The sequence below is a fragment of the Pseudoxanthomonas sp. 68-E7 genome, from assembly GCF_057773145.1.
On record NZ_JBYMTI010000008.1, the window covers coordinates 138,049 to 163,307 of the forward strand.

The following is a 25,259-nucleotide window of genomic DNA, read 5'->3' on the forward strand; positions in this document are numbered from 1 at the left end:
CGTAGCTCGGCATCGCGCTCAGACCGCGCGCGGCGTTTGCGCGCGCGCGGTCAGCACGGTTAAAAAGGCGCCGAACAACAGCACTATCGTGCTTGCCACGAAGGTGCTTCGGTAGCCGCTGTGGTCGAACAGCACCCCGCCCGCGGTGGAGCCCAGGGCAATAGCCAACTGGATCACTGCCACCATCAACCCGCCGCCAGCTTCGGCATCGGCCGGCAGCGCTTCAGCGATCCAGCTCCACCAGCCCACGGGCGCCGCGGTGGCCAAAAGTCCCCACAACGCGAAGAGGATCGCAGCAGGTAACACCCACGCGCCCAAGGGGATCAACGCCAGCGCGATCACTGCCATCAGGACAGGAATGACGATCAGGGTGCGATACAGGCCTCTCCCAAGGAAACTGCCGATGACCAAGGTGCCGACGAAACCTGTCACACCAATGCCCAGCAGGATGAGCGAGAGCGTGGACACGTCCACCCGCGTCACCGTTTCCAGGAAAGGCCGCACATAGGTGAACAACGCGAATTGCCCCATGAAGAACGCGCCACAGGCGGCCATGCCCAGCGCGACGGATCGGCGCTTGAACAGGCGGAACACGTTGCCGGAATTACCGGTGCGGTCGACGGTCATGCTCGGCAGGCTGACCCACTGCCAGATCAGGGCGATGGCCGCCACCGGGATCAGGCAGAAGAAGGCGCCGCGCCAGCCGATGACCGATCCGAGATAACTCCCCAAAGGCGCGGCGACCACTGTGGCCAGCGCATTGCCGCCGTTGAAGATCGCCAGGGCACGCGGCACTTGCGCCGCCGGCACCAGTCGCATCGCGGTCGCAGCCGACATGGACCAGAAACCACCGATGACCACGCCGATCAGGGCACGCCCGACCATGTAGACGAAGTAGTTCGGCGCCAGCGCCACCACGGCGCCGGACAGCGCCATCAATCCCGTCAGCACCAGCAGCAGCGCCTTGCGGTTCATGCTGCCGGCCAGCGTGGAGATGGACAGGCTGGTGAATACCGCGAACGCACCGGAAATGGCGATGCCATACCCTGCCAGGCCTTCGCTGACGCGCAAGTCGGCGGCGATCGGCGTCAGCAGGCTGACCGGCATGAACTCCGACGCGATCAGCGCGAAGACGCACAGCGACATCGCGAAAACGCCGCCCCAGCGGGCGGGCGTCGTCGCAGCCTCGTATTGGCCAGCACCTACACGGATATCCACCGGCGCAGTCATTTCGCGGCCAGGTTCTGCTGGAAGAAGGCCGTCATCCTGTCGAACGGAATCACGTCCACCCGGTCGTACAGATCCGTGTGATTGGCGCCGGGAATGATCATCAGCTCCTTCGGTTGCGCTGCGGCCGCGTAGGCGGCTTCGCTGAAGTAGCGCGAGTGGGCCTTCTCGCCATGGATGAACAGGATCGGGCGTGGCGAGATTTCCTTGATGTAGGTCAGCAGCGGCATGTTCATGAACGACAGCGGGTTGGTCAGCGTCCACGATCCGTTCGAGTTGACCGAGCGCGGGTGGAATCCGCGCGGCGTCTTGTAGTAGTCGTGGTAATCCACCAGGAACTGCGCTTCGCCGCCCTTCAGTTCGTTCATAGGCGGGCCGTACGCGGGCATTCCATTCGCCGCGTCCTGCCAACGCTGCCGGCTCAGTTGCTCCAGGCTCTGCGTACGCTGCTCGAGGGTCACGCTGTCGTTGTAGCCTCTGGACATGACTCGGGTCATGTCGTACATGGTGCTGGTCACGATGGCCTTGACGCGCTTGTCCACGGCGGCGGCGTTCAACGCCATGCCGCCCCAGCCGCATATGCCGATGATGCCGATGCGCTCACGATCAACATTGGGCTGCAGGCCCAGGAAATCGACGGCAGCGCTGAAATCCTCGGTGTTGATGTCCGGCGAGGCGACGTTGCGCGGTTCGCCGCCGCTTTCGCCGGTATACGACGGATCGAACGCTAAAGTGACGAAACCGCGTTCGGCCATCGTTTGCGCATACAGGCCGGATGATTGCTCCTTCACCGCGCCGAAGGGGCCACCCACGGCGATCGCGGCCAGCTTTCCATCGGCATTCTTTGGCACGTACAAGTCAGCCGCCAAGGTGATGCCATAGCGGTTCTTGAACGTCACCTTCCGGTGGTCGACCTTGTTGCTCCTGGGGAAGACCTTGTCCCACTCCTGAGTCAACTGCATGGTGCTTGCTCCGGTTACGGACGGATTGGATTGGGCAAAGGCCGGCGACGCGCCGACCAAGACAGCCAGGCTGGCCAGTTTGATCAGGCCGCGGCGTCCGACTTTGTGCTTGTTCATGGCGGTTCCTTCGAGTTGTGCCGCAATCAAGCGGCAAGCGTGGCGTTGTCGATCACGAAGCGATACTTGACGTCGCTCTTGAGCATTCGCTCGTAGGCGGTATTGATTTCGTTGGCCCGGACCAGTTCGATGTCGGCCACGATTCCGTGCTCGGCACAGAAATCGAGCATCTTCTGGGTTTCCGGGATGCCGCCGATCATCGAGCCGGCCAGCGTGCGACGCTTGGTGATGAGGTTGAACACGCCCGGAGACGGATGCGGCGTGGCAGGCGCGCCGACCAGCACCATCGCGCCGTCGCGCTTGAGCAGGACGAGGAAGGCATCCAGGTCGTGCGGCGCGGCCACCGTATTGACGATCAGGTCGAAGCTCTTCGCGTGCGCGGTCATCTCGCCTGCGTTGCGCGAAACCACGACTTCATCCGCGCCGAGGGCCATGGCGGCTTCGCGCTTGGACTCGGAGGTCGTGAAGGCCACGACGTGCGCGCCCATCGCATGGGCGAGCTTGATGCCCATGTGCCCGAGGCCGCCGATGCCGACCACGCCGACCTTCTTGCCGGGACCGGCATTCCAGTGCCGCAGCGGCGACCAGGTGGTGATGCCGGCGCACAACAGCGGCGCGACCGCCGCCAGTTGTTCTTCCGCGTGGCGCACGCGCAGCACGTAACGCTCGTGGACGACGATCTGCTGGGAGTAGCCACCGAGCGTCCAGCCGGGGGCGTCCGGCGTCGGGAAGTTATAGGTCCCGACCATGCCATCGCAGTAGTTCTCCAGGCCGCTGGCGCAGTCCTCGCAGTGCTTGCAGCTGTCGACGATGCAGCCGACGCCGACCAGGTCGCCGGGCTGGAAGCCAGTGACATGCGCGCCCACGGCCGAGACCCATCCGACGATCTCGTGGCCAGGTACGCACGGAAACCGGGTACCCGCCCATTCGGCGCGGACCTGGTGCAGGTCGGAGTGGCAGATGCCGCAGAAGGCGATCTCGATCTGCACGTCGTGCGGACCGGGCGCACGACGGGTGATCTCCATCGGCTCCAAGGGCTTGTCGCCGGCGTAGGCGCCGTACGCTTTGACAGACATGGGGTTTCTCCGGGCCAGGAAGCAGGGTCCGGAAATTCTCCCCTCGCGCGATTCGCTTGATTAGTGGATTAATGCTTTTAGACCATATTAGCTTTACTAATTAATTGGCCGTGCCAGACTAGGCCCATGGCGCGACGCAACCTTAATGACCTGCTGACCTTCGTCACCGTTGCCCGGGAAGGGAGCTTCACCCGCGCCGGCGCGGTGCTGGGGGTATCCCAGTCGGCACTGAGCCAAGCCATCAAGGCCCTGGAAGAGCGGCTGGAGATCCGCCTGCTGACCCGCACCACGCGCAGCGTGTCGGCGACGCCAGCCGGCGAACGACTGCTTCAGGCCATCGGCAATCGATTCGACGAGATCGAGGCGGAACTGGACGCCCTGACCGAACTGCGGGACAAACCCGCGGGGTCGGTACGCATCACCTGCGGCGACTGGGTTCTGCGCACGATCCTGTTGCCCAAGCTCATGCCGGTGATGGATCACTATCCGGACATCCGCATCGAATTCGACGTCAGCTATGGGCTCCGCGACATCGTCGCCGACCGCTTCGATGCCGGTGTGCGTCTGGGCGAGAGCATCGACAAGGATATGATCGCGATACCGATCAGTCCCAAGCTGCGTATGGCGGCTGTGGCATCGCCTGCCTACTTCGCCAAGCATCCCGCGCCAAAGGTTCCCGAGGACCTGACGCGACACAATTGCATCAACATCCGTTTCCCTTCCGGCGGCGTGTACGTCTGGGAATTCGAGCGCCGCGGCCGACAAGTGAACGTGCGTGTCCAGGGCCAGGCGATCTTCAATACCTCGCCGCATATCGTGCTGGCAGCCCTCGGCGGCGCGGGCATCGCGTTCCTACCGGAGGAAGAATTTGCGCCTCACATCGAAGAAGGTCGCTTAGTGCGCGTCCTCCAGGACTGGTGTCCGCCGTTCTCGGGATACCACCTTTACTACCCGAGCCGACGCCAGCACTCGCCGGCGTTTTCGCTGGTCGTGGATGCGCTGCGGATGTAATAGCGAAAATGTCCGCTTAGGGTCGGAAGCGGACATCCGCCAGGCACAAACCTACTGTGATCCAGTGAGGCGGACAGTGTTTTCGGACGTCCGTGATAGTTTGGCCATTACGGACAAACTATGGTTGATCGCACAACTGACGGTGGGCTTTAGCGCATAAGTTGCTTTTGCGTTCTCGCATAAGTTGACCAAGGTCAGATGCGAAAGACGCGGATGGTCAGAACGGGCCCCAGGCCCCTCTGGCGCGGCCAAGGACGAAATTCCGGTGGGGCTACTGGTCAATCGACGGCTGCAGGGCCTGACGCGTCTTGTCTATTCTGATTTGGGGGGCGGCTTTCCGGGAGCGGGCAGATGGGGGTTCGAAGTGGGCTTACCCACTTCCTTGTTCGTTCGGTTTCCCACCGCCCGGATTCCGGCATCCTGCCTGTCGCTGCGGTTCGCCAGCAGCTGGATGCGACAGCTCCGCGTGTCATCGGCCGGATCATTGCCACTCGGTTCGTCCGCATGTGCTCGACGAGCCCCTATGGACCAGGGAATGCCGGGTTCCGGGCTTCTCCGCATGCCGCATCGTGCCGGGAACGGATTTCCGCCACTCGGCATCCCCGTCTAACCGAAAGTGGCGCTGCTTCTCGGGACCACGGGAATGTCCTGCCTGCCCTCGGCGCTTTGCAAGCAGCCGTGATCCGTCAACTCCGGCAAGCCGCGCGCGTCCTGGGGCAACGGGGGGCAGCTGGATTCCACCAGGCACGGAAACACGAACCCCAACAGGGCGGCGCGGATTTTCACTTGATTCTCCGCTTGCCGAATCGGGGCCAGAGTGCCGGCCAGTCGCAGGACGGGCCGCCGCGCGTTGGCGCATTCCGTTGCCCGCGTGACGGCGACCCGTTGCATACGTAGACACCCGGTGAACGCATCGCCTGACCACATGAATTGGCGCTCATTGAAATCGCTTCTATGGAGATTGATCGACGAGTTGGAACCGGCCGCGAAAAAGATGGTGGGCTCGGACTCGACAACTGACTAACGGGAAAGCGTAACGACGGCGAATCGCGAAAAAATCCGTGCGTGACATTTCGTGATTGACAATCACCATGCCTTGGAACCGATTGCCTCGTTCATCTGGGAAGCGCGATCTCGCCGCGACCGGTCGCCAGCCATTCAACCGAGACCTCTGTCGTGGTCGCCACTTCCACCAGATTGCTTGCACTTGGCTTGGGACGTTGGCTGACCTCCCAATTGGCGACCGCACCGCGCGATACGCCAATCCGTTCCGCCAGCTGACTTTGTGTCATCCCCGCACGCTGGCGCGCCACACGCACACGCGTCGCCATGTCCATGGTTTTTCGTCTCCGCCGAGTTCTCTTCTGGAGTTAAACGCGGACTGGCCCCTGCCTCCCTACCTCCCTTCGCGGGCGACAGGAATGAGTCATTCAGGGATGGCCGCCTGCGTTTGCGTAGAAGGTCCCCAGCGGAGACGAGAAGCGCCATGCCGCCTTGCAGCCGTCCGAATCCACGATCGGCCGCCACGACTGATTGCGGGAAATGGCCATACGACGGCGACACGCGCGTGCAAGGATGCGCGCGGACGGGTGACCGCTCGACGCGTTATCCGGAAGGTCCTTCGCTTGTCCCGCCAGACCGTGAAGGAAAAGCGCGCATTCCCGCATCGCGCCTCATCCGCCGCCCGGGGTCTTATCCCCGCATCCGATCCCGCTTCGCGCCACCCGCTCCCTGAAGAGATCAATACGTTCGGATTTCCAGCCGCGCGGCCGGCAAGCGCGGCCGACGACCGGGTTCGCCACCTCCCGCATGGACGGCCAGCAGCGCCGTCATCGGCCGGTGCATCATCGCCGCACGCCTACGGCACGCTGCAGGTAACGATGAAGGTGACGCTGCTGTTGGCCGGAAATGTGGGGATGGCCACACCGGGCCCCTGCAGGGTACTCACATCCAGCGCGGACGGGCATATCGCGCCCCCCGTCGCCCCGCCGCAGCTCACCGCCGTACAGTTCAGCCCGCTGACCGTATCGCGGACAAGCGCGCCATCCGCCGCGTCCGGACCCGCGTTGCTCACCACGATCGTATAGCTCGTCGCAGTGCCGCTGGTCACCGTATCGTTGGCCAGGTCGTCCGGCCCTGACGAGGCCGTATTGGTCTTGGTGACCGACAAATCCGCCTTCGGCTTCCGCGTATTGATGAAGCTGCAGGTCAGGTCGTCGCCCGCCACCGGCGTCACGCTGAAACTGGTGCCGCTGCCGGCCGGGGTTTGCCCACCCGAGGCGGCATTGATGCAGCTGTAGGTGGTGGCGTAATTCGCCAGATCCGCTCCAGCCGCGGCCGACTCCGACAGGGTGTAGGTCGCGCCGAGGGTCGCCACCCCCACCGTCACCATCCCGGTTGCCGTGCCGCCGCTGCCGCCGGTCGTGACGGGCGCGGGCGCCCCCATACCGGCAATGCCCAAGGTGAACTGGTCCGTGGTATTGAAACGACCGCCGGGCAGCGACTTCTGCAGACGCACGATGGCCTGCTTGCTGTTGGTGTAGGTGCAGTTGATGTTCTCGCCCGCGTCCAGGTCGATGGTGGCCACGCCCGTGCCCAGGTTCACCGTGGTACCGCTGTCCGGGTCGGCGCAGATCAGGCCAGTCAAGGTCCAGCCAGCCACTGCCGTTTCGGCCACGCTGTAACTGCCCGCGGCCAAGCCGATGAACGTCCGGGTGTTCGGCAAGGCGGCGTCGGCGTCATCGTCCAGGCTGAAGTCGCTCAAGCCCAGGCCCGTGGTGACGAAGGCGAAGTCCTGCGCGTCGTCGGGCAGCGCGTCCTTGACGATGGTGATGCTGCCGCTCTGCACGTCCGTGTCATTGGCGGTATTGTCGGCCGGGGTCGACTCGGTCACGCCGGCCGGCACAGCCAGGACGGCCGTGTTGGTCAGGCTGCCGCTTGTGGCCGTGGCTGTCGCCGTGACCGTGAAGGTGACGCTGCCACCTTGGGTTAGCAGGGGAACGACGATGCCCGGGCCCTGCATCAGCGCCACGGTGGTGTTGGCTGCGGCCGGGCACTGCGAACCGAGCGTGGCGTTTCCACAGGTCACGGCGTTCACCGACAGGCCGGTCACCACCGGGTCGGTGAAGACCGCATCGCTGACCGTGACGTTGCCATTGTTGGTCGCCACGATCGTATAGATCAGACTTTGTCCGGAGACATACGTCGCCTGTCCGTCGGTCTTGGTGATGGTCAGGTTAGTAGTGGACGGACCATTGAATTCGGAGGTCGCGCCAGAATCGCAGGCCGCGGTCAGGCAGCGGGTCGCGGTCATGCGCAGGGTGGCGGCGTCCACGCTCGCGACACTGCAGCTGCTGGGAACGGTGGCGCTGGGACTGGCGACGATGCACGACCCTAACCAGACCTGGCCCTCGCCGTAGCCGGTCGGATCCACGCCACCGGGGTTGTTGTAGAAATCGATTCGATAACCGTTGGGGTTTGCGACGGTATCGAGAACGAATTTGACGGTGTTGCCCGAAACGCCGGTGACCACCGGAAAGTTCTGCACACCGTTGGGGCCGGTATCCACGTCACCGGCATCGTTCGGAGTCACACCGTTGTTGGCCAGGTCGATGCCCAATCCCAGATTCCCGGAGATGTTCGTGTTGGCGTATACGATGTTGTTTGCAGCATTAACGCCGGTGATGTTTACGCCGTCGCCTCGGTTGTCTGTGATGATGTTTCCGGTGATGACGTTGCCGTTGATCTGAGCCAGGGTCGCGCTGGGAAGCAGCACGCCGGACCCGGAGTTATTGGTGATCGTGTTTCCCTGGATGAGATTGTTGTTGAATACGCCCATCTGGGCGCCACCGCCGTAACCGGTGACGGAGACGCCAGGGCCGCCTCCACCACTCACTGTGTTGTTGGTGATGATGTTGTTGCTGGCTCCGTAGGGGCCGTCGAACTGCATGCCCAACCGGATGCCGATACCCGTGCTATTGGTGATGTTGTTGCCGTCAACCAATATGTTGTCAGCCGTGAAAAGTACGATGCCGGAAGTTCCACCCGTGACCGTGTTGTTGGTGATGGTGCCGTTGTAAGCTGGGTTCGCGAGGTAGGGCGAGCTGGCGGTGTTGTAATAATTGATACTGTAGACGCCGCCGGTAACCTGATTGCCGTTAGTGGTGACGTTGTCGCTATCACGCACCAGGATGGCACTACCCGTCGTCACGCCCATGACGAATGTGTTTCCTTGAACCAGCATGTTCGAGACAGTATTGATACGCACCGTGCTGGCGGGGCTGGTGGTCCCGGTGAACCCCATGTTCAGGAGCTGGCTGTCGTCGGCTCCCGAATCTTCAAAATTCAAGGTGTCGAAAGGTCCACCCGCAAGACTGACGACATTGCCGCCGTTGATGATCACGGTATCAATGACACCGGGAAGCGTCGAACCCAGCACGATGGCGCCTGACACACTGAACACGATGGTGTCAGCCACCCCCGTGGTGGCATTGGCCTCGTCAATGGCCGCGCGCAGCGTGGTACAGCTGAAGCTTGGGCTGACGCCCGTGCATGACCCCGCCGCATCGCCCAGCGTGGTCACCGTATAGGTATCCGCCTGGGCGCGAAAGGAGAACAGCGCCAAAGCGATCAGTAGGACCTTCGAGATTTTGATAGGCATCATGAATGCACGCATGAGTTTTCTGTTTTTGCCATGAAATGCCAACCCCACTACCTTTGACGAAACGCTTCGTACTGGAAATGGCCGTCGGCTTGCGCCTGCCGCGTTCGTGCCGTGAACCGCCGCCGAATCAATACCGGCCCGTCAGGTTGATGAACCAGCCCTTGTGGTCGTTGTCGAAGTCGGTCAGGTCATCGCTGAAATCGGTGAAGCTGTAGCCAACGCCGATACGGAAGTTCTTGCCGATGTCACGGTCCAGCCCGATCAGCGCGCCGCCCGTGCTGCCACCGCGCTTCACGTCCAGCCAGCGATACGCCGCCAGTGCGTGCCACTGCCCGGCCAGGTCGTAGCGCGCCGAAACCGCGGCGAAGTTCGTGGTCGAGTCGGCCCAGTTGCCGGCATTGCGACCATGGCGCACCTCGCCTTCGCGGCGTGCCACCTTTGCGGCGAACTCCCACTGCGCGGTCACCTTGTACGTGCCCTCCAGCGATACCACCTGGGTTTTCTGGTCGTAGTCCGCGCCACCTACCTGTCCCAGCGTGGCCAGGTCGTACAGATAGGTGTAGCGCCCGAACAAGCCCCAGCGCACGCTGTTCCACGGACGATAAGCGAAGCCGAAGTTGCCTTCGATGAACTTCGCGCCGGCCGCCGCATCCACCTCATCGGTGGTCTTCGAATAGTTCAGCCTTGCGGCGATGCGCCAGCTATCGTTGATCTTCCGGGTCAGGCGGTGGGTGCTGACCCACTGCTCGCGCCGCTCGGCGCCGGTGTCCTTGCGCCACTCGATCTTGCTCTGCCAATCGATGGCCGGCGAGGTGCGGCCGCCATTGAGACTGACCGCCTTGCGCCGCACCTGCCCGCCGTCCACGTGGGTCAGGTCGCCCTTCATCAGGGTGAAGCCCGTGTTCCAACCCTGCGCCGGATAGAAATCCATACCAAAGGTGTGCGCCAGGCCCGATTCGCCGCGCCCCTTCAGCATCTGGCTCTCGTTGAACAGGTTGACCTGATGGGACAGGCGCCAGCGCTGGCCCAAGGTCCAGCCCGTCTGCCGGTTGGGGTTGAACAGCGGGTCGTACTCGGTGGTATCGGTACTGTAGGTGTAGCTGCCGTAGATCGTGTGTTCGGGATCGAGCCGGTATTCGGCGTTGACCGTGGCCGCGTCACCGCGGTCACCGCTGCTGACTTCCGCGCCCACGCTGGACAGGCCGTTGAACAGGTATTTGGCGCCCAGCGTGTACAGATCGTTGTCGGCATAGCGGCCACCATCGTCGTCCACGGTGAGCTGGGCCTGCCCGTACAGGTCCAGGCGGGTGCCGAGGCGCTGTGCGTACTTGAGGGCGGCCAGCGTGCCGGCGGCATCGCCGCCCACGCGCTGCTCCTCGACGCGACGCAACTCGCCGCTGAGCGTGCTGGCTTCGTCGATGCGCCACTCGCCGCTCAGCTGGGCCTGGGTCAGGCTTTCATCGCCGCGCTCGGCCTTGGTGAATCGCGCGTACACGCCGACGTCCGGCGTGAACTGCCCCAGCACTTCGGCCCCGTACTCGGTAATCTCCTCACCGCTGCCGTAGCGGCCGGTCGAGTAGCCGGCACCGACCTTGCGCCACCAGGTGCCCGCGCTCCAGTCCTGTTCGACCCAGCCCAGTTCCTTGAAATTGGCCCGCGCTTCGATCGCCCTGGCATCGCCTTCGCGGCGGCCAGCGGCGTCATTGATCTGACTGAAGCTGAGGCCACCGTTGTCGGAGAAGAATATCGGTGCGGCGGACGATTCGGTCTGCGTGTATTCCGCCTTGAGGTAGGTGCCCTTGCCCGCCTGCAGGGTCAGATCGCCGCCGGCGATGGTGTAGTCCTCGCCGGCGCGGTTCTCGTCCACGTAGGTGGCGCCGACGGCGACATGATCGCCGAACCATTGCTTGCCGCGCAGGCCGGCGGCGATGTCGTCGGGATCGAACCCGGACGGGATGAATTCGTAGTCCACCAGCAGGCGCTGCTCGAACCCGTCCAGCGGGGTGTCGCGCGTCAGCGTGGACACGTTGTCGCGGGTGATCTGCGACAGCGGCCGGGTCAGCAGGACGCGGCCCTGCAGTTCGTCGATCTCATAATCGGCGCCACGGGCCAGCGTGGCGCGGTGCTCGACGCGGCCGGTGGTCGGGTCCCGCACCTCCAGCACGACCACGTCCGATCCCGGCAGGATGTCGGTGTGGCGCAGGTAGTACAGGCTGCCGCCGGTGCCGATGAACTCGTTGTGCCCCGGCGCGCTCTGCGCCTCGGAGCCGAACAGTCGCAACTCGCTCTTCGGGTCACCCCAGGGATTGGTGCCGCGCGAGCGCCAGTTGAAGGCCGCGCCATACAGCGAGCGCACGTATTGCGCGTACTCGGTCCCGGTGATGCCGGTCTGGTAGTTGCCCCACAGTGCCTGGTTCTTGTCCCAGTCCACACGCAGGTAGAAGCGGCCCATGGTGTCCACATCGCGATACACCGTAGAGTCGTCGCCGTATACCGGGTAGTACAGGTCTGGATCGAGGCGGCGGAAGATGTCCTGCGGATATGCCTGGCCGAAGCCATCGAACAGATGCTCGAGATCCTTCTCGGTGGTGTCCGCCTGCGCGGTGACCAAGTACTTCCCTCCCCACTTGGCCTTGCCGTAGAACGCCAGGCGGCCGTCGCTGATCACGTCGTCGTCGTAGCGAACGTCGGTGACGGACAACGCCGGTGAACCGCTGACCTTGTTCTTCTCGACAGTCACGTCGGCCAGACCGACGCCAAAGAAGTACTTCCCGGTGACGTCCACGTTCAGCGTATGCGATGCGACGCCATTCCTGGCATCGTGTGTCGCTCCTTCGGCGGTGGACCCTTCGCCAACCACGATATCGAAGCGGTGGCTGCCCACCGGCACCAGGTACTCGGCGACGAACTTGCGCTCCATGTCGACCGGATAGCTTTCACCGTTGATCCGCAGCTGCGTCTGGCCGGGCAGATTGCGGCCCTGGATGCGGATGCGCGAACCGTACAACGGGATGTTCTGCTGACGCAGGCCGTTCTGCGCGAACGCCGCGTCGATCAGGCTCCGGGCCTGCGCCTGTTCGACGCTCATCGATGTGCCCAGGGTTCTCTGGCTGCTGTCGCGCAGCAGCCTGGCGCCGCGCTCGAACTCCTCCGGTTTGACCAGTTGGAACCTGTTCGGGAACGTCTCGTCGAAGTTGCCTTGCGCGTCGTAGGCGCGCAGCACGTAGACCAGCTCGTCTCCCTGGCGGAATGGATACTTCGCCGGCAGTTTTCCGTCCCATTCGTAGTTGGCGACGTTGCCGACCTTCAGCGGCAGCGTGGCGATCGGCTCGATCAGGTCCGCGTCTGCCGCACGGTACACATACAGCTCGTAGCGCTGCACGAATGCCGAGTAGTTGCTGCGCACATAGAACTGCACCGGCTGGACGATCGCCTGGCCATCGAACGGCACCAGTGACGGCGCCGAAACGGTCAACGATGCGTCACCCAGCGTCGGGTCTTCGGTCGCCCAGATCGCGCCGCCGCCGGGCAGCGGGATCGAGAATTTCCCCAGCGCGACCGCCTTGCCCGGCTGCTCGATCGCCACGGTCACGCGGCGATCCGGCTGCAGTTCCGCCGATGAGGATTGCTTGCCCGTGCCCTGGGTGACCGGCTTGTCGTAGCTGCGGGTACGCAGGCGAAACAGCAGGCCCTCCTGCGAAGCGCAGGATTCATCGGTGCATTCGAGCAGTTGGGCCGTGCCCTCCGCCTTGTCCTGCGGCGGCTGCGTCCGCGTGTCCGCTTCCTGCGCACCGGCCAGCGGCGTCATGCCCGCCAGGACGCCAATCAGCGTGTAATCCAGCAGCTTCATTTTCATCTGCATGATCCGCGTCCCCCTCACTTCCGCTTCGCGCCGACAGCGGCGGTCGGATCGTCATTCACTTCCACACGGACCTTGGCTCGCACCTCCGGGCTCAGGCGTTTGGTCAATGCCTCGTACACCGCGTTGGACCGGCGCAGGCCCAGGGCGATGTTGTATTCGCGCGAGGCGCGCACGTCGGTATGGCCGACGATGCCAATCTGGCCGCCGCCCATCTTTTCCAGCGCCGCCGCGACCTTGTCCAACAACGGCTCGAACTCGGGCCGGACCACTGACTTGTCGGTGTCGAACAGCACGGTGCCCAGAAGGGCGCCACCGTCTTCCACACCGACCAGCAGCGAGTCCGGATCATCGACATGGGTGCGCGCGCTTATCTTCAATGCCTTGGCCGACTCGGCGCCGAGCTTGCCCATCAAGGCGACCTTCACCGCCATGGCCCGGTCGAACGCCAGCGCGTCGGTCTCGCCGTTGGCGGCAATGACCACCTCGCCGCCCTGGTACTGCTCGACCTTGTTCGCCATCCTGTCGATGGCGGGCAGGAACTCGATACGCACGTCGGCGCTGCCCGGGGCAAAGAACACCTGACCCATCTCTAGCTCGATCTGCTCGCTGCCGCCCGGGATCTGCTCAACCGGCAGCTTCACGCCGAAGTCGAAGCGCACCGGCAAGCCCGGCACCAGGCGACGCAGCAACGGATTGTCAGTGGTGAACCCGGTACCGGCCGGCAAGGTGGTCGGATCCACCTTCAGGATGAAGTTACGGCCGCGATCGGCACCACCGAACGTATCCGGCAGGTGATAACGCCCGAACTGATCGGTCTCGATCAACAGGCCTTCCACCGACGCGATGCGCGCCCCCGGAATGCCGCGCTCGTCGACGCCGACGTTGGAGAGAATGTAATCCACCACGTAGCCGTGCGCGCTCCGCGCAATCCTGCGCTCGACCTTCGGCGCCGCCGCATTCAGTCCCTTGGCTGCTTCACCGGACTTCTCGACCGTCGTGTTGCCCGCCTTGTCCATGCGTACGGTCACGCCCTGCGCGCTGGTCAGCACGAAGTCGTCGGTGAAATCTGGCGAGCTGAGTGTCTGTCGGATCACCGCTTGGTGCGCGCTCTCCGGATCGGCCACCGACTGGCGGCCATCGATCGTGCCTACGGTAATGCCGTGCAGCATCGGCGCGCTCGCATCGGACTCGGGCTGCGGGCCCGTGCCGCGATCGATCGTGGTCGAGTTGAGCACGTAGGCGGACGGGTTGAAGCCGCCCTGCACGCGGACCCCACTCAGCGCCGCGCTGTCCTGCCAGCCATCACCATCGCGGTCGTCGAACACGGTGCCGAGTATCAGGCTGTTGTCCACCAAGGGGTCCGCGACCAAGGTGACTTCGGCGGTCGCCACGTTGGAGATGGGTCGATCCGTCAGCGAGTAACCCTGAGCCTGGTTGACATGAGTCCCAGGGCGGACGCCCGCGCCAACGCGCATCAGGTAGACCAGCGTCGCGGTTTCGCCGACGCCGATATCCAGGCCGCCGAACCGGACCGGGCTCTGACCGGACACGGTGGCCGCGTTGTCACCATCGACCACCGACAACGTACCTTCCACGTAAGTGAAGCCCGCCGGCGCCGTATCAACGAGATAGCCGTTGACCAGATCGGCGTCGCCCACGTTCTCAGCCGTGATGGTGAAACGGATCAAATCGCCGATCCTGGCTTCGCGGACCCCGGCGGTCTTAACCAGGCGCAGTTGTGCCTGACCCACGACGGTCAGCGTGGCCACCGCCGTATCGCAGTTGGTCGGGTTGACCCTGTCGCAGATCGTGTACGGATAGGTGTAGGTGCCCATCGGCGTACCGGGCGCCACCGTGATGGTGCCGTCCGGGTTCATCGTCAGACCCGGGTGCGGACGAGCGCCCGGAACCAGGGTGACGGCGATGGACGCGACCGGACTTCCATTCAGCGTGTCGTTGACCAACACGCTGGGCGTGACGCCACCTGCCCCGGTGCTGATCGGTTCCGGCGTATCGTCCAATGCATTGATGACCGGTGCGACCACCGTCACCGTGATGATGGCGGTGTCGCAGTTGGTCGCGTTCAACCTCTCGCAGATCTGATACGTAATCGCGTAGGCGCCCGCCGGCGTCCCCGGCGACACGCCTACCACACCTGTGATCGTATCCAGCGCAGGCACCGGGCCACCGTTGATCGGCGTCGCCGGCGTCGTCACCGTACCCGTGATCAGGGACACATCCGTGATCGGCTGACCGTTCAACGTATCGTTGGTGTACGCGTTGCCCGCGTCGGCATTGCCGGTCGCGCCATTGATGCCGGAGTACGTGTCATCGTTGGCCACGATGGGAGCCGCCCCCACCACCACGGTGGCGTTGGCGCTATCGCAGTTGGCCGGGTTCAGCACTTCGCAGATCTGGTAGGGATACGTGTACGTACCCGCTGGCGTTCCCGGCGCCACCGTGATGGTGCCGTCCGGATTCATCGTCAAGCCCGGATTCGGGCTGGTTCCTGGCGTCAGCGTCACGTCAGACGGATTCACCGGCTGGCCGTTCAGTGTGTCGTTGATCAACACCGACGGCGTCGTGCCACCCGTGCTGCCGTTTATCGACGGCGAACTGTCGTCCACCGCATCGATCGTCGCCGCGATCACGGTCACTGTGATGATTGCCGTATCGCAGTTCGTCGGATCCACTCTCTCGCAGATCCGGTACGTGATCGAATAGGTACCCGCCGATGTACCCGCCGGCACACTCACCACGCCCGTGGCCGGATCAAGCACCGGTACCGGACTACCGTTGATTGGCGTCGCCGGCGTCGTCACCGCGCCGACGATGTCAGCCGGATTCACCGGCTGGTTGTTCAACGTGTCGTTCTCGGTGTAGGCGTTGCCCGCATTGGAATTGCCTGTCGCACCGCTGATGTCCGTATAGGCGTCTCCCGTGGCATCGATGACCCGATGCGCGGTCGGCGTATCGGTGGTCGTTGTGCACCCCGGACCGGTGCTGCCCACCGTGCAGACCGGGCTGGTCGCGGTCGCGATATTGCGGATGTTGCCCGCGGTCACGTCCGCCACTGTCACCGTATAGGTGCCCACCAGCACGCAGGTCGCGCCCGGCGCTACGCTGGCGCAGGTAGTCGTGCCCGGCGTGATCTTGCTGTCGCTCACCACCACGTTGGTCAGGTTGCCGGTGGCGCTGGTGTTGGTCATGGTGATCGTATAGGTCAGCGCGTCGCCCAGGCTGACCGTGCCGCTGTTGTCGCCATCGGCATTGCCGGTCAGCGCCTTCGTCAGTGTCTGGCTCATCGCGGTCGTCGAGGTCACCACGGTCGTGCTGCACGCCGGGCCCGTGCTGCCCACCGGGCAGGCCGGGCTGGTCGCGGTCGCGGTGTTGCTGATGCTGCCCGCCGTCACGTCCGCCGCGGTCACCGTATAGGTGCCCGCCAGCACGCAGGTCGCCCCCGGTGCCACGCTGGTGCAGGTGATCGTGCCGGGCGTGATCTTGCTGTCGCTCACCACCACGTTGGCCAGGTTGCCGGTGACGCTGGTGTTGGTTACGGTGACCGTATAGGTCAGCACGTCACCCAAACTCACCGTTCCGCTGTTGTCGCCGTCGGCGTTGTTGGTCATCGCCTTCGTCAGCGCCTGGCTCAGCGCGGTATTCGTGTATTCGCAGGCGACCGCGCCGGTGGCTGGGGTGGTGAAAGTCGCCGTTGCGGCATTGGCGCCGGTATTGACCGTCACCGGTACGGACGTGCCGTTGCACACCAACGTGACCACATGAGCGGCCACGTTGCCGGTGGAAAAGGCCTCCGTGAGGGTGATCGAGGTGCCGCCGGGCGCATTGGCGGTCGCCAGTGTGGTCGTGCCGGGCGCGGTGGAACTCCCTGCCGTCGCGTTGACGACATCCGCGCCACCCATGGTCAGGGCCACCGTGTTGCCGGCAACCCCGCCTGACCATTGCTTGCCCAGTGTGATCCCGTACAGGACCGTGTCGGTATCCGTCGCGCTATTGCAAAGCGGATTCCCAACGTCGCATACGGGATCGATCACCCCCGTTGGCGGGGCCAACGTAACCGTATTGCTTGCCGTCTGGGCGAACGCCGACGCGACGGCAAGCATGAGCCAGCCCGCGAACGCACACGATGAAATTCGGCGCGACCACAGCATGAATTTGGAATTAGGCGACACGCAGAACGACCCCCAGGCTTGGCGTCCAGTCCGTTACACACCTGCGATGCGCCATGCAGGCGTCGCACAAGAAAAGTTGAAAATCGGCTCCTGGGCCCCTCCCCTTGACCCAGGAGCCGGCAACACTGATAAATCGCATCGCCCCAAGCACAGAAATTTTCTGCGGGTCGCACCTTGTGATTGGAAGTCACAAAGCCATCGACTCACACCTTTAGTTCGATATCCCCACGGCCAAAGGCGATCCACTCAAACGAAACATTCGTTTCTATCGCGATGGAAGCTAGGTTGGCGACGTTGGGCTTGGGACGTGAGCTGATTTCCCAGTTGGAAACCGCGCTGCGCGTCACCCCAATCCGCTCCGCCAACTGACTTTGCGTCATTTCCGCCCGCAGGCGCGCGATGCGGATGCGCGCCGCCATGTCTTCCATCGTCCCCGCCCCCGATCAAGGTTCCCTCCAGCAACGCAGCATCAGCCCTCCCTCCCTACCTCCGTGTGCGACGACGGGCAAATCTCCTTGTCGAGACGAAGACACCAGGATTTCGCGTGTGAACTCCTCAACCGTATTTGCGCGCAGCCCTTAGCAAGGAACCGCTGGGAAACCCCAATGAGGGGAGCAAAATCGTGTTGGCCATCACCCTTTGCGACCAATATCCACCATCCCGCCCACGCAGTTGCCTTGCATGGCGCCCACTTCGGTCCGCCACAACAATCAATCTGCGGACATCCCCGGCACCGGGTCCACAGGATTCCCACGCTTGCACCCTTGCCGTCTGCTGAAAGCAGACGGTATCCCCGTAGCTCTTGGAAACGCAGAATGGCTCCCACCTCCCTACCTCCGACCAACTAGCGCCGGCAGAAGGCAAGGGTTGGATTTTCGGAGGGCGGTCTGATGCCAGGTGAGTTCTCCTGTCCGGCCAGCCGTCATCAACACCCGATTCGTTCTGAAACCGCATCTGGACAAGCCATCACCGCGGCTTTCGCCCCTTATCGCCGGATGGTCGTCGCCCCCACCAGGCCCGAACCGGTAACGGTTGCCGGTCCATGAAGCGGGTGAAATTACTTGGGTGGTTGGTTAAAATCAGTCACAAAGGCGACTTCCTTCTGCGAGCGGGGGCAAATGAGTGCCACTTTTGACGCCAGGATCAGTCACCAGCTCTTCGAGCGATTTCTGGGCGAGCAACGCCCCATGTTGGTCAGTTTTTTGCGCGGCCGGGGGATTTCCCTCGATGATGCCCAGGACATCGCGCAGGAAAGCCTCTACAAGCTGACGCGCTATCGCGACTTGCCGGTCGAAGCCCTGAAACCACTGCTATACCGGATTGCGCTCAACGCGCTCCACGATTCCCGGCGGCGGCAGTCCGGCATGCCCCAGACATCCCTGTCTGATATGGGCCTCCAGGCGCATGACATCCAGGATGAGATGCCGCGACCGGAACAATGGGCGGAAAACCGGGAGGAGCTGGAGCGTGTCCGAGCCGCCATCAGCCTCCTTCCGGAACGCTGTAGGGAGGTCTACCTGCTCAACCGTATTGAAGGGATGAGTTACAGCCAGATCTCCGAACAATGCGGCATATCCGTCAAGGCGGTCGAGAAACATATCGGGAAGGCGCTGTCCTCGCTGAGGAAGTCGCTCTCCCATCAGACGCGCCCCGTGGGCGTACCCGGGCAGCTCCCATGAACACCGCGACACCTTCCCACCAGGACTTTCCCGATTCGGCTGAAGGTTGGCTGGCACGCCTGCTGTCACCTGATTGCAACGCGTCCGACCACGCCGCTTTCGAGGACTGGCTGGCCATGTCCTCTCGCAATGCGCTCGACTACGCCGAGGTCGAACGTATTCACCAGTTGGCCGGCGCATTGAGAGTGAATTCGACGCTGCGTGGTGCGGAACCCATCCCGACCACCCGCATGCCGACCACGCGACGCAGGCGTACCTGGTACCGTCCCGTGGCCTGGGCCGCCGCCCTGATGCTGGCCGTGGGCGGCGGGCTCTGGCTTCTTGCTGATTTCCAGAGCACCCCAGCCACTCCCTACGCGACGGAGATAGGGAAACAGCGCCGTGTCGATCTGCCGGACGGTTCCGCGCTGGTGCTGGATACCAATACGCTCGTTCAGGTGGTCTACGAGCGTTCGCAGCGCCGCGTCGTTCTGCTGAGAGGCCGCATGCAGGCCAGCGTCGCGCACGATGCCAATCGGCCGTTCGTGGTGACCTCGGGAATCGGCAGCGTCCGTGCGCTGGGCACCGTATTCCAGGTGGAACGACAGGATGGAAAGACTGTCGTTGCCCTGCTGGAAGGGCGTGTGATCGTGAATACGGAAGGCCATCCCCCTCGTCATGCCATTGAGCTGCACCCGTTGCAACAACTCGTCTATGACGCCGATGGCAAGCTCGGATCCCCCAGAAGCATTGACCGCAATGTCGCGGAGAGCTGGACGCGGGGGCGGCTGGTCTTCAAGGAAGAACGTCTCGCGGACTTGGTCGTGGAGTTCAATCGATACTCCCATGATCAGCTGGTGCTGTCCCAGGCCGAACTGGGAGAGATCCGGGTCAGCGGCGTATTCAATGCCGGCGACCAGTCAGGGCTGCTCACCACCCTGCGCCAGGGTTGGGGCGTGCAGGCGAAACCCGTCGGCGGAAATCGGATCGAGTTGTCCGCATCGAAGCAATAGGTGCCGGGGGAGCACTGTCGACCATGCCGATCAGTCCTTGCGGCGGACGCCGCGTAACGGCTGCCTATCGTGAATCCCTCAAATGCAGCCTGGTGCGCCTGTTCGTTCTGGCGTTCCTGGCGATTGCCACGCAGAGCGCCATCGCGGGGCCGGCGAGTCCCCCCACGTCATTCCGCTATGAGATCGGCGCGGGCACGCTGGACGAAGCCCTGCAGGCGTTCGCCAATCAGTCGAACATCCAGTTGCTCTACTCGCCCATGCTAGTGCGCGGCAGATACAGTGACGGCTTGCGGGGCAACCACACCCCGGTCGCCGGGCTCGCCCGGCTGCTTGCGGAGCACGGCCTGACGGCGGTCGCGGTGAACGCCAACACCTACCTTCTACGGGGCGCCGGAAATCAGGTTCGCGAAGCCGGCGATCCCGTCAGGAACCCGGGAACGAGCCTTCAGACCAGCACGACCGAGCTTGCCACGGTCGACGTCACCGGAACCCGCATTCCGCGGACCTCGCTGGAATTGTCCGTCCCCATGACTGTGATAACGGCGGACGACATCGAGCGCAGCGGACGACAAACGCTTTACGATTTTCTGAGCGAACGTCCCGGCCTGGTGAGCCATCACCCCATGAACGTTTCCAGCGATGGAAGATACTATCCAACCGTGGTTGCCTCCGGCGCCAGCCTCTATTCGCTCGGACCGAGGGCGACACTCTACCTGCTCAATGGCAAGCGCATTGCCTCATTCGGACTCGCATCCAATGATCTCGGCGGCTTGATCGATCTGAACAGCATTCCCCTGAGTTTCATCGACCGCATCGAAATGCTGCGCGGCGGCGCCTCCGCGATTTATGGGGCGGATGCAATGGCCGGCACGCTCAACATCATCCTGAAGAAGGGTCATGAGGGAGGCGAGATCTCCTCGCGCCTCGGCCTTTCCCAGCAGGGAGATGCCCTATCCCGCCAGACCTCCGTGATGTTCGGTACGCGCACACGATCCGGCGGAAACCTGTTGCTGGCGGTGAACACTTCTTCGCAGGACGAACTCGGCGGCGATCGCCGCGAATGGCACACCAACGATCGCTCCCGATTCGGACTGCCGGACGAGCGCGTATTCATCGGATTCTCAAGCCGGTTCGGGGTTCCTTTGGCCCCGCTTCCGCGATGCCTGGCGGCTGGGGAAAATCCAGACTCCCCCTACTGTCGCTTGGATTCCGCGAGATATCGGACCTTGCAGCCCGGCGCGCGCAACAAATCCGCATATTTCCGCTGGGATCAGGATTTTGGCAGTTCACTTTCGCTGTATGTTTCCGGCTTGCGCACCCAGAGCGAACAGACACTTCAGTACTCGCCCATTTTCAGCTTCTTCCGGATTACACCGTCCCACCCGGACTATGCCAAGGCTCCCGGCCCCGACTCGGATGTCGATTACGCTTTCTATGAATTCGGGGTTCCTCGAAACCATACCGCCAGCACCACGAATGACGTGTCGGTTGGCCTGGAGGGTCTGGCCCACGGATGGAACTGGAACATCGCGCTGTCCCGCAGCGAGAGCCGGGTTCGCAGCACCATCAACAACGTCATGCTGCGAAAGAAGGTGGCCGAGAATATCGATCGTATCCGCATCGATGGGTCGGACAATACGGAGGTCATGAACGCGCTGCGGGGGACCCTCCACTCCGCCGGGTATTATTCAATCGACACACTGGAAGCGACTTCCAACCGCTCGCTGTTTGACGCCTTTGGCGCGACCGCACAGGTTGTGGTGGGGTTGGCGCATCAGTTCGCCCGGCGGCGAAGCACTCCGGATCCATTGCAGGTCAATGGCGGCCTTCTTTTCGGTTCGGTCGGCATTGAACCGTACCGTATTCATGCTCACGATTCTGCCGCTTTCGCCGAACTCAACTTGCCACTGCACCGGACGCTGCAAGTGGATCTGGCGGCCCGCCTCGACCATCACCAGGGATTCCAGTCCAATACCTCTCCCCGGATCGGTTTCAAGTGGACCCCGGATCGAACGTTTCTGGCACGCGCCAGCCTTGGCAAAGGCTATCGAGCCCCCAGTCTGAACGACGTACGTGTACCGTTTGACGAAGGTATCGATATTCTGCACATGCGCGCCACGCCGCAGTTGCTGCCTTGCGTCCTGGTCGGGTCCGATCGATGCCGGGTCGAGTACGGGGTGGGCGACAATCCTCATCTGCGCGCGGAGTTTTCGCGCAGCCTGACGTTCGGCGTGGCCTGGGCTCCGACACCATCCTTCAGCGCGAGTCTGGACCGCTACCACGTATCGCGCACCGATGAGTTCGGCATCGCGGATGCCTTTCGGTACCCCTCCCTTTTCCCGGACGGGCTGGTTCGCGATGCCAATGGCGTGCTTTATCGCGCCAACCGGTTCCTTGCCAATATCGGCAGGTCCGAAACCCGCGGATGGGAGTTCGAATCCAATTACCTGCTGCGGCACGATGAGCTGGGAGAGTTCAGCTTCCATCTGGCGGCGCACTATCTCAGCCGATATACCACTTCCAGCATCATCCAACCCAAGGCCGTCGAAAACGCCGGACATGACACCCCCAAGCTGACCCTGCTGGGCAATGTGCAATGGCGATATGGCCACTGGACCGCGACCTTGACCGTGCGCCATTTCGGCTCCTCGTACGCCTATCCCGCCGGAGGGACATGCCCCAAGGCGAATCGCGACGCCGGCAAGTGCGCCAGCCCGGCGGCGACGCTTCTGGGCCTCAATACCGGTTACTCAGGCCCGGAAGGCTGGTCATATTCGCTCAACGTCAGCAACCTGCTGGATAGGCGTCCCGTGAATTATCGTTTCTACACCGGCGGCTACAACATGGCGGTCGACGACGTCTACGGACGCTACTTCACCTTGGCCGCGACCTACCGCTTCTAAGTCTCAACGCTGCCATCGTTCTTTCGCACACATGGTTGAGTCCGTACTGGCCACATTAGCCCCTGCGGCATCCCCGTAGATTTTGGGCGGGATCTTGCTTGGAAATGGCGTATGTCTGACGCGCTAGATCGATGGTCTTCCTGGTTCAACGACTTCTGCGGTCTAGCCCTAGCAGCGCTGGGGTATGACCGCATCCGCACCAGTCGCATGTCGGTCATTGGCCGCGTTTCCTGGCTCGTCCATCACTCACTCGCGCTCCAGGCCTCTTAGGAATTCTTCTCGGATGCGTGTGTACAAACGCCATGGCAGGCCAGAGCCGATATTCGGCCCCAGCGCGTGCGCCTCGTGATTATCGGTCACCAAATGTGATTGGCGACGCACTTTTCGACTTTGCCCGATTAGGATTTCTCTGCCGGAGGCCGGCTTTCGTGAAGTTTCAGGCCAGTCGCCGCATTGCGTTCTTCACAGCACACCCACGACACGAGGAGACTCAAATGGCCGACCATTCACTGAAAAACAGGGTTGCGGTCATCGCCGGCGGAGGCAAGAACCTGGGCGCCCTGGTGGCTCACCAGTTTGTGGATGCGGGCGCCCGCGGCATCGCAGTTCACTACAACAGCGACGCTTCAAAGGCCGAGGCCGAGCACACCGCTGGCGAACTGCGTGCCAAAGGTGCGGAGGTGATCTTGTTCCAGGGCAATCTGGCGGTGGTCGACAACAACGTAAAGCTGTTCGACCAAGCCAAGGCCCACTTCGGCCAAGTGGATATCGCGATAAATACGGCGGGCGTAGTGATCAAGAAGCCTATCGCCGACGTCACCGAAGCCGATTACGACAAGAGCTTTGACGCAAATGCCAAAGCGGCATTTTTCTTCATCCAGCAAGCTGGCCGCACGCTGGCCGACGGCGGCAAGATTGTCACCATCGTCAGCTCACTGCTGGCGGCGTATACGCCTTTTTACGCTATCTATCCCGGCAGCAAGGCGGCGGTTGAGCATTACACACGCGCCGCATCGAAGGAGTTTGGCGAGCGAGGCATTTCAGTCAATGCGATCGGACCTGGCCCTATGGATACGCCCTTCTTCTATGGGCAGGAGAAACCGGATGCCGTGGCCTATCACAAATCCGCCGCGGCCCTGAGCAAGTACAGCAAGACCGGCCTGACCGACATCGAAGACATTTCACCGCTCGTCAAGTTCCTGGTCACCGACGGCTGGTGGGTCACCGGACAGACCATTTTCGCCAACGGTGGTTACACCACCCGTTGAACCCGCATGATGCGCCATGCGATCCGGTCCACGGACCGGATCGCGCATTCGATGCCAGGGATCAGGCCTTTAGATTCTTAACCAATCGTCCGTGGAAACGGGGTAGAACCCGCACGCAAGCGAAGTGTGCAGGTCCGGAGCAGGAAGCTGGGCCGTAGGCGTCAGCGATGGCCCCCCCGAAGGGGGCGATCACGTCACCCATTTCGTTGCCCCTTCGGGATTGCCTATTCTAGCCGACCCGTCACCCAAGACGGCTCTAGTCTGATATAAATATATCTTACAAATCAATATCTTACGCTGCACTGCAGCGTGCATTGACCCATTCGTGGTGGCAGGGTCGCTTACAAGCCAAATAGGGACAGAGCGGTAACGGCCTGAACAGGGCTAACCGCAGGTGCCTATGGCGCATCAGCGTCAACGATAGGAACACCGATGAGGTCCGCCGAAGCCCTGCGCGTGGTCACTGCTTCCATACCCGACAGTCCATTTCTGTCGGCTGCAGACACGGCTCGCCTAATGGGCTTCCCAACCAGGGAGGCGCTTTCAAAGGCTAGGGCCGCCGGTCGCCTACCGATTCGCATGTTCAAGCTACCCGGACGCCGCGGCTGGTTTGCCTCACGGCAACAGGTTTGCGCTTGGGTGGAAGCGTTCTTGAATGAGGAGGACACCGCGATGAGCTGACCCAATATGCAGCCAATCGCAGAACCTCAAAGGACGAAGGGCCGCCAATGCGAATGGTCGGCCCCTCGATAACGGTTTGGTGTCCGTTCCTCTTGCGCGCATCCTCTCCGAAAGTCAATGCCTCCGAAACACCTCTACGCTAGCTGGTTCTAGGCATCCCGAGTGAAGGGGCCGCAGGCAGACAGCAGGTAATTGAAATGATTGGAATTTTCTGACGCACGGGCCGCATTTTGCTGTGCAGGCCAAGTGCCAGGGACCGTGTAGCCCCATCTACCCTTTATTCGCGAGAGGAGCAGCCCATGTCCAAGTAGCTCATCGAACGCTTGGAACAAACAAAAGCCCCGCATTTGCCGTGCGGGGCTTCTGAGGTCGACGCGGGTAGTGACCCTCGCTGCGGCCTATGCTCTAGGCGTTCTCATTGAATGTCAAGTACACGCACCCGCGAATTTGGGGTGTGTGCCGTCAGTTCGCGCTTTTTTTCGCGCGCCCTATTCGTGAGGACATCCATGAACACGACCGAACGCGTCGTGCAGGCCTGTTTGCCTGCTCCAAGCCCATTAAACCGGGCTACGCATAGCCCCCAGCCCCCCGAGCGGCTCCCCTTCTCGCTTCATCGAAATTCACGTGA

The 25,259-nt window shown here is 62.9% G+C and carries 13 protein-coding genes; 5 read left to right on the forward strand and 8 right to left on the reverse strand.

The features are described from left to right. Positions 1 to 18: 18 nt before the first annotated feature. From AC3DE2_RS18465 to AC3DE2_RS18475, 3 genes are read right to left on the reverse strand one after another with little or no spacing between them, the layout of a single operon-like run. Positions 19 to 1,230 (reverse strand): MFS transporter, encoded by a 1,212-nt coding sequence (locus AC3DE2_RS18465; protein ID WP_488427343.1) that lies wholly within the window; start codon positions 1,228 to 1,230, stop codon positions 19 to 21. After that, complete coding sequence (locus AC3DE2_RS18470) at positions 1,227 to 2,306, reverse strand: alpha/beta hydrolase (RefSeq protein WP_488427344.1); 1,080 nt, start codon at positions 2,304 to 2,306, stop codon at positions 1,227 to 1,229. Before AC3DE2_RS18470 ends, AC3DE2_RS18465 begins: the two co-directional genes overlap by 4 nt. Positions 2,307 to 2,332: 26 nt before the next feature. Next, positions 2,333 to 3,382 (reverse strand): NAD(P)-dependent alcohol dehydrogenase, encoded by a 1,050-nt coding sequence (locus tag AC3DE2_RS18475; protein WP_295374652.1) that lies wholly within the window; start codon positions 3,380 to 3,382, stop codon positions 2,333 to 2,335. A gap of 126 nt (positions 3,383 to 3,508) precedes the next feature. Between AC3DE2_RS18475 and AC3DE2_RS18480 the strand changes: the two genes are divergently transcribed. Continuing rightward, positions 3,509 to 4,393 (forward strand): LysR family transcriptional regulator, encoded by an 885-nt coding sequence (locus AC3DE2_RS18480; protein ID WP_488427345.1) that lies wholly within the window; start codon positions 3,509 to 3,511, stop codon positions 4,391 to 4,393. 1,115 nt (positions 4,394 to 5,508) lie between these two features. On the opposite strand, the gene AC3DE2_RS18485 is transcribed toward AC3DE2_RS18480, so the two are convergent. From AC3DE2_RS18485 to AC3DE2_RS18505, 5 genes are all read right to left on the reverse strand, one after another. Then, a complete protein-coding gene (locus AC3DE2_RS18485; protein WP_203322820.1) occupies positions 5,509 to 5,730 on the reverse strand; it encodes a helix-turn-helix transcriptional regulator in 222 nt (73 codons plus the stop codon). 521 nt (positions 5,731 to 6,251) lie between these two features. Further along, positions 6,252 to 9,068 carry a right-handed parallel beta-helix repeat-containing protein gene (locus AC3DE2_RS18490; protein WP_295383199.1) on the reverse strand — a complete coding sequence of 939 codons (2,817 nt, stop codon included), beginning with the start codon at positions 9,066 to 9,068 and terminating at the stop codon, positions 6,252 to 6,254. 115 nt (positions 9,069 to 9,183) lie between these two features. Continuing rightward, the gene (locus tag AC3DE2_RS18495) at positions 9,184 to 12,912 is read right to left on the reverse strand and encodes a hypothetical protein (RefSeq protein ID WP_488427346.1); all 3,729 of its coding nucleotides are present in this window, start codon (positions 12,910 to 12,912) and stop codon (positions 9,184 to 9,186) included. A gap of 20 nt (positions 12,913 to 12,932) precedes the next feature. Beyond that, positions 12,933 to 17,039 (reverse strand): DUF7507 domain-containing protein, encoded by a 4,107-nt coding sequence (locus AC3DE2_RS18500; RefSeq protein ID WP_488427347.1) that lies wholly within the window; start codon positions 17,037 to 17,039, stop codon positions 12,933 to 12,935. 272 nt (positions 17,040 to 17,311) lie between these two features. After that, a complete protein-coding gene (locus AC3DE2_RS18505; RefSeq protein WP_203322824.1) occupies positions 17,312 to 17,527 on the reverse strand; it encodes a helix-turn-helix transcriptional regulator in 216 nt (71 codons plus the stop codon). Positions 17,528 to 18,226: 699 nt separating this feature from the next. Between AC3DE2_RS18505 and AC3DE2_RS18510 the strand changes: the two genes are divergently transcribed. The 4 genes from AC3DE2_RS18510 (at position 18,227) to AC3DE2_RS18525 (ending at position 23,950) form a co-directional block, all read left to right on the forward strand. Continuing rightward, on the forward strand, positions 18,227 to 18,787 hold the full coding sequence (locus tag AC3DE2_RS18510; protein ID WP_203322825.1) for an RNA polymerase sigma factor: 561 nt from the start codon (positions 18,227 to 18,229) through the stop codon (positions 18,785 to 18,787). Next, a complete protein-coding gene (locus tag AC3DE2_RS18515) occupies positions 18,784 to 19,779 on the forward strand; it encodes a FecR domain-containing protein (protein ID WP_295383193.1) in 996 nt (331 codons plus the stop codon). The genes AC3DE2_RS18510 and AC3DE2_RS18515 overlap by 4 nt, the downstream gene beginning before the upstream one ends. 23 nt (positions 19,780 to 19,802) lie before the next feature. Then, complete coding sequence (locus AC3DE2_RS18520; RefSeq protein WP_488427348.1) at positions 19,803 to 22,682, forward strand: TonB-dependent receptor domain-containing protein; 2,880 nt, start codon at positions 19,803 to 19,805, stop codon at positions 22,680 to 22,682. A gap of 494 nt (positions 22,683 to 23,176) precedes the next feature. After that, positions 23,177 to 23,950 carry an SDR family oxidoreductase gene (locus AC3DE2_RS18525; RefSeq protein ID WP_295383190.1) on the forward strand — a complete coding sequence of 258 codons (774 nt, stop codon included), beginning with the start codon at positions 23,177 to 23,179 and terminating at the stop codon, positions 23,948 to 23,950. Positions 23,951 to 25,259: the final 1,309 nt, after the last annotated feature.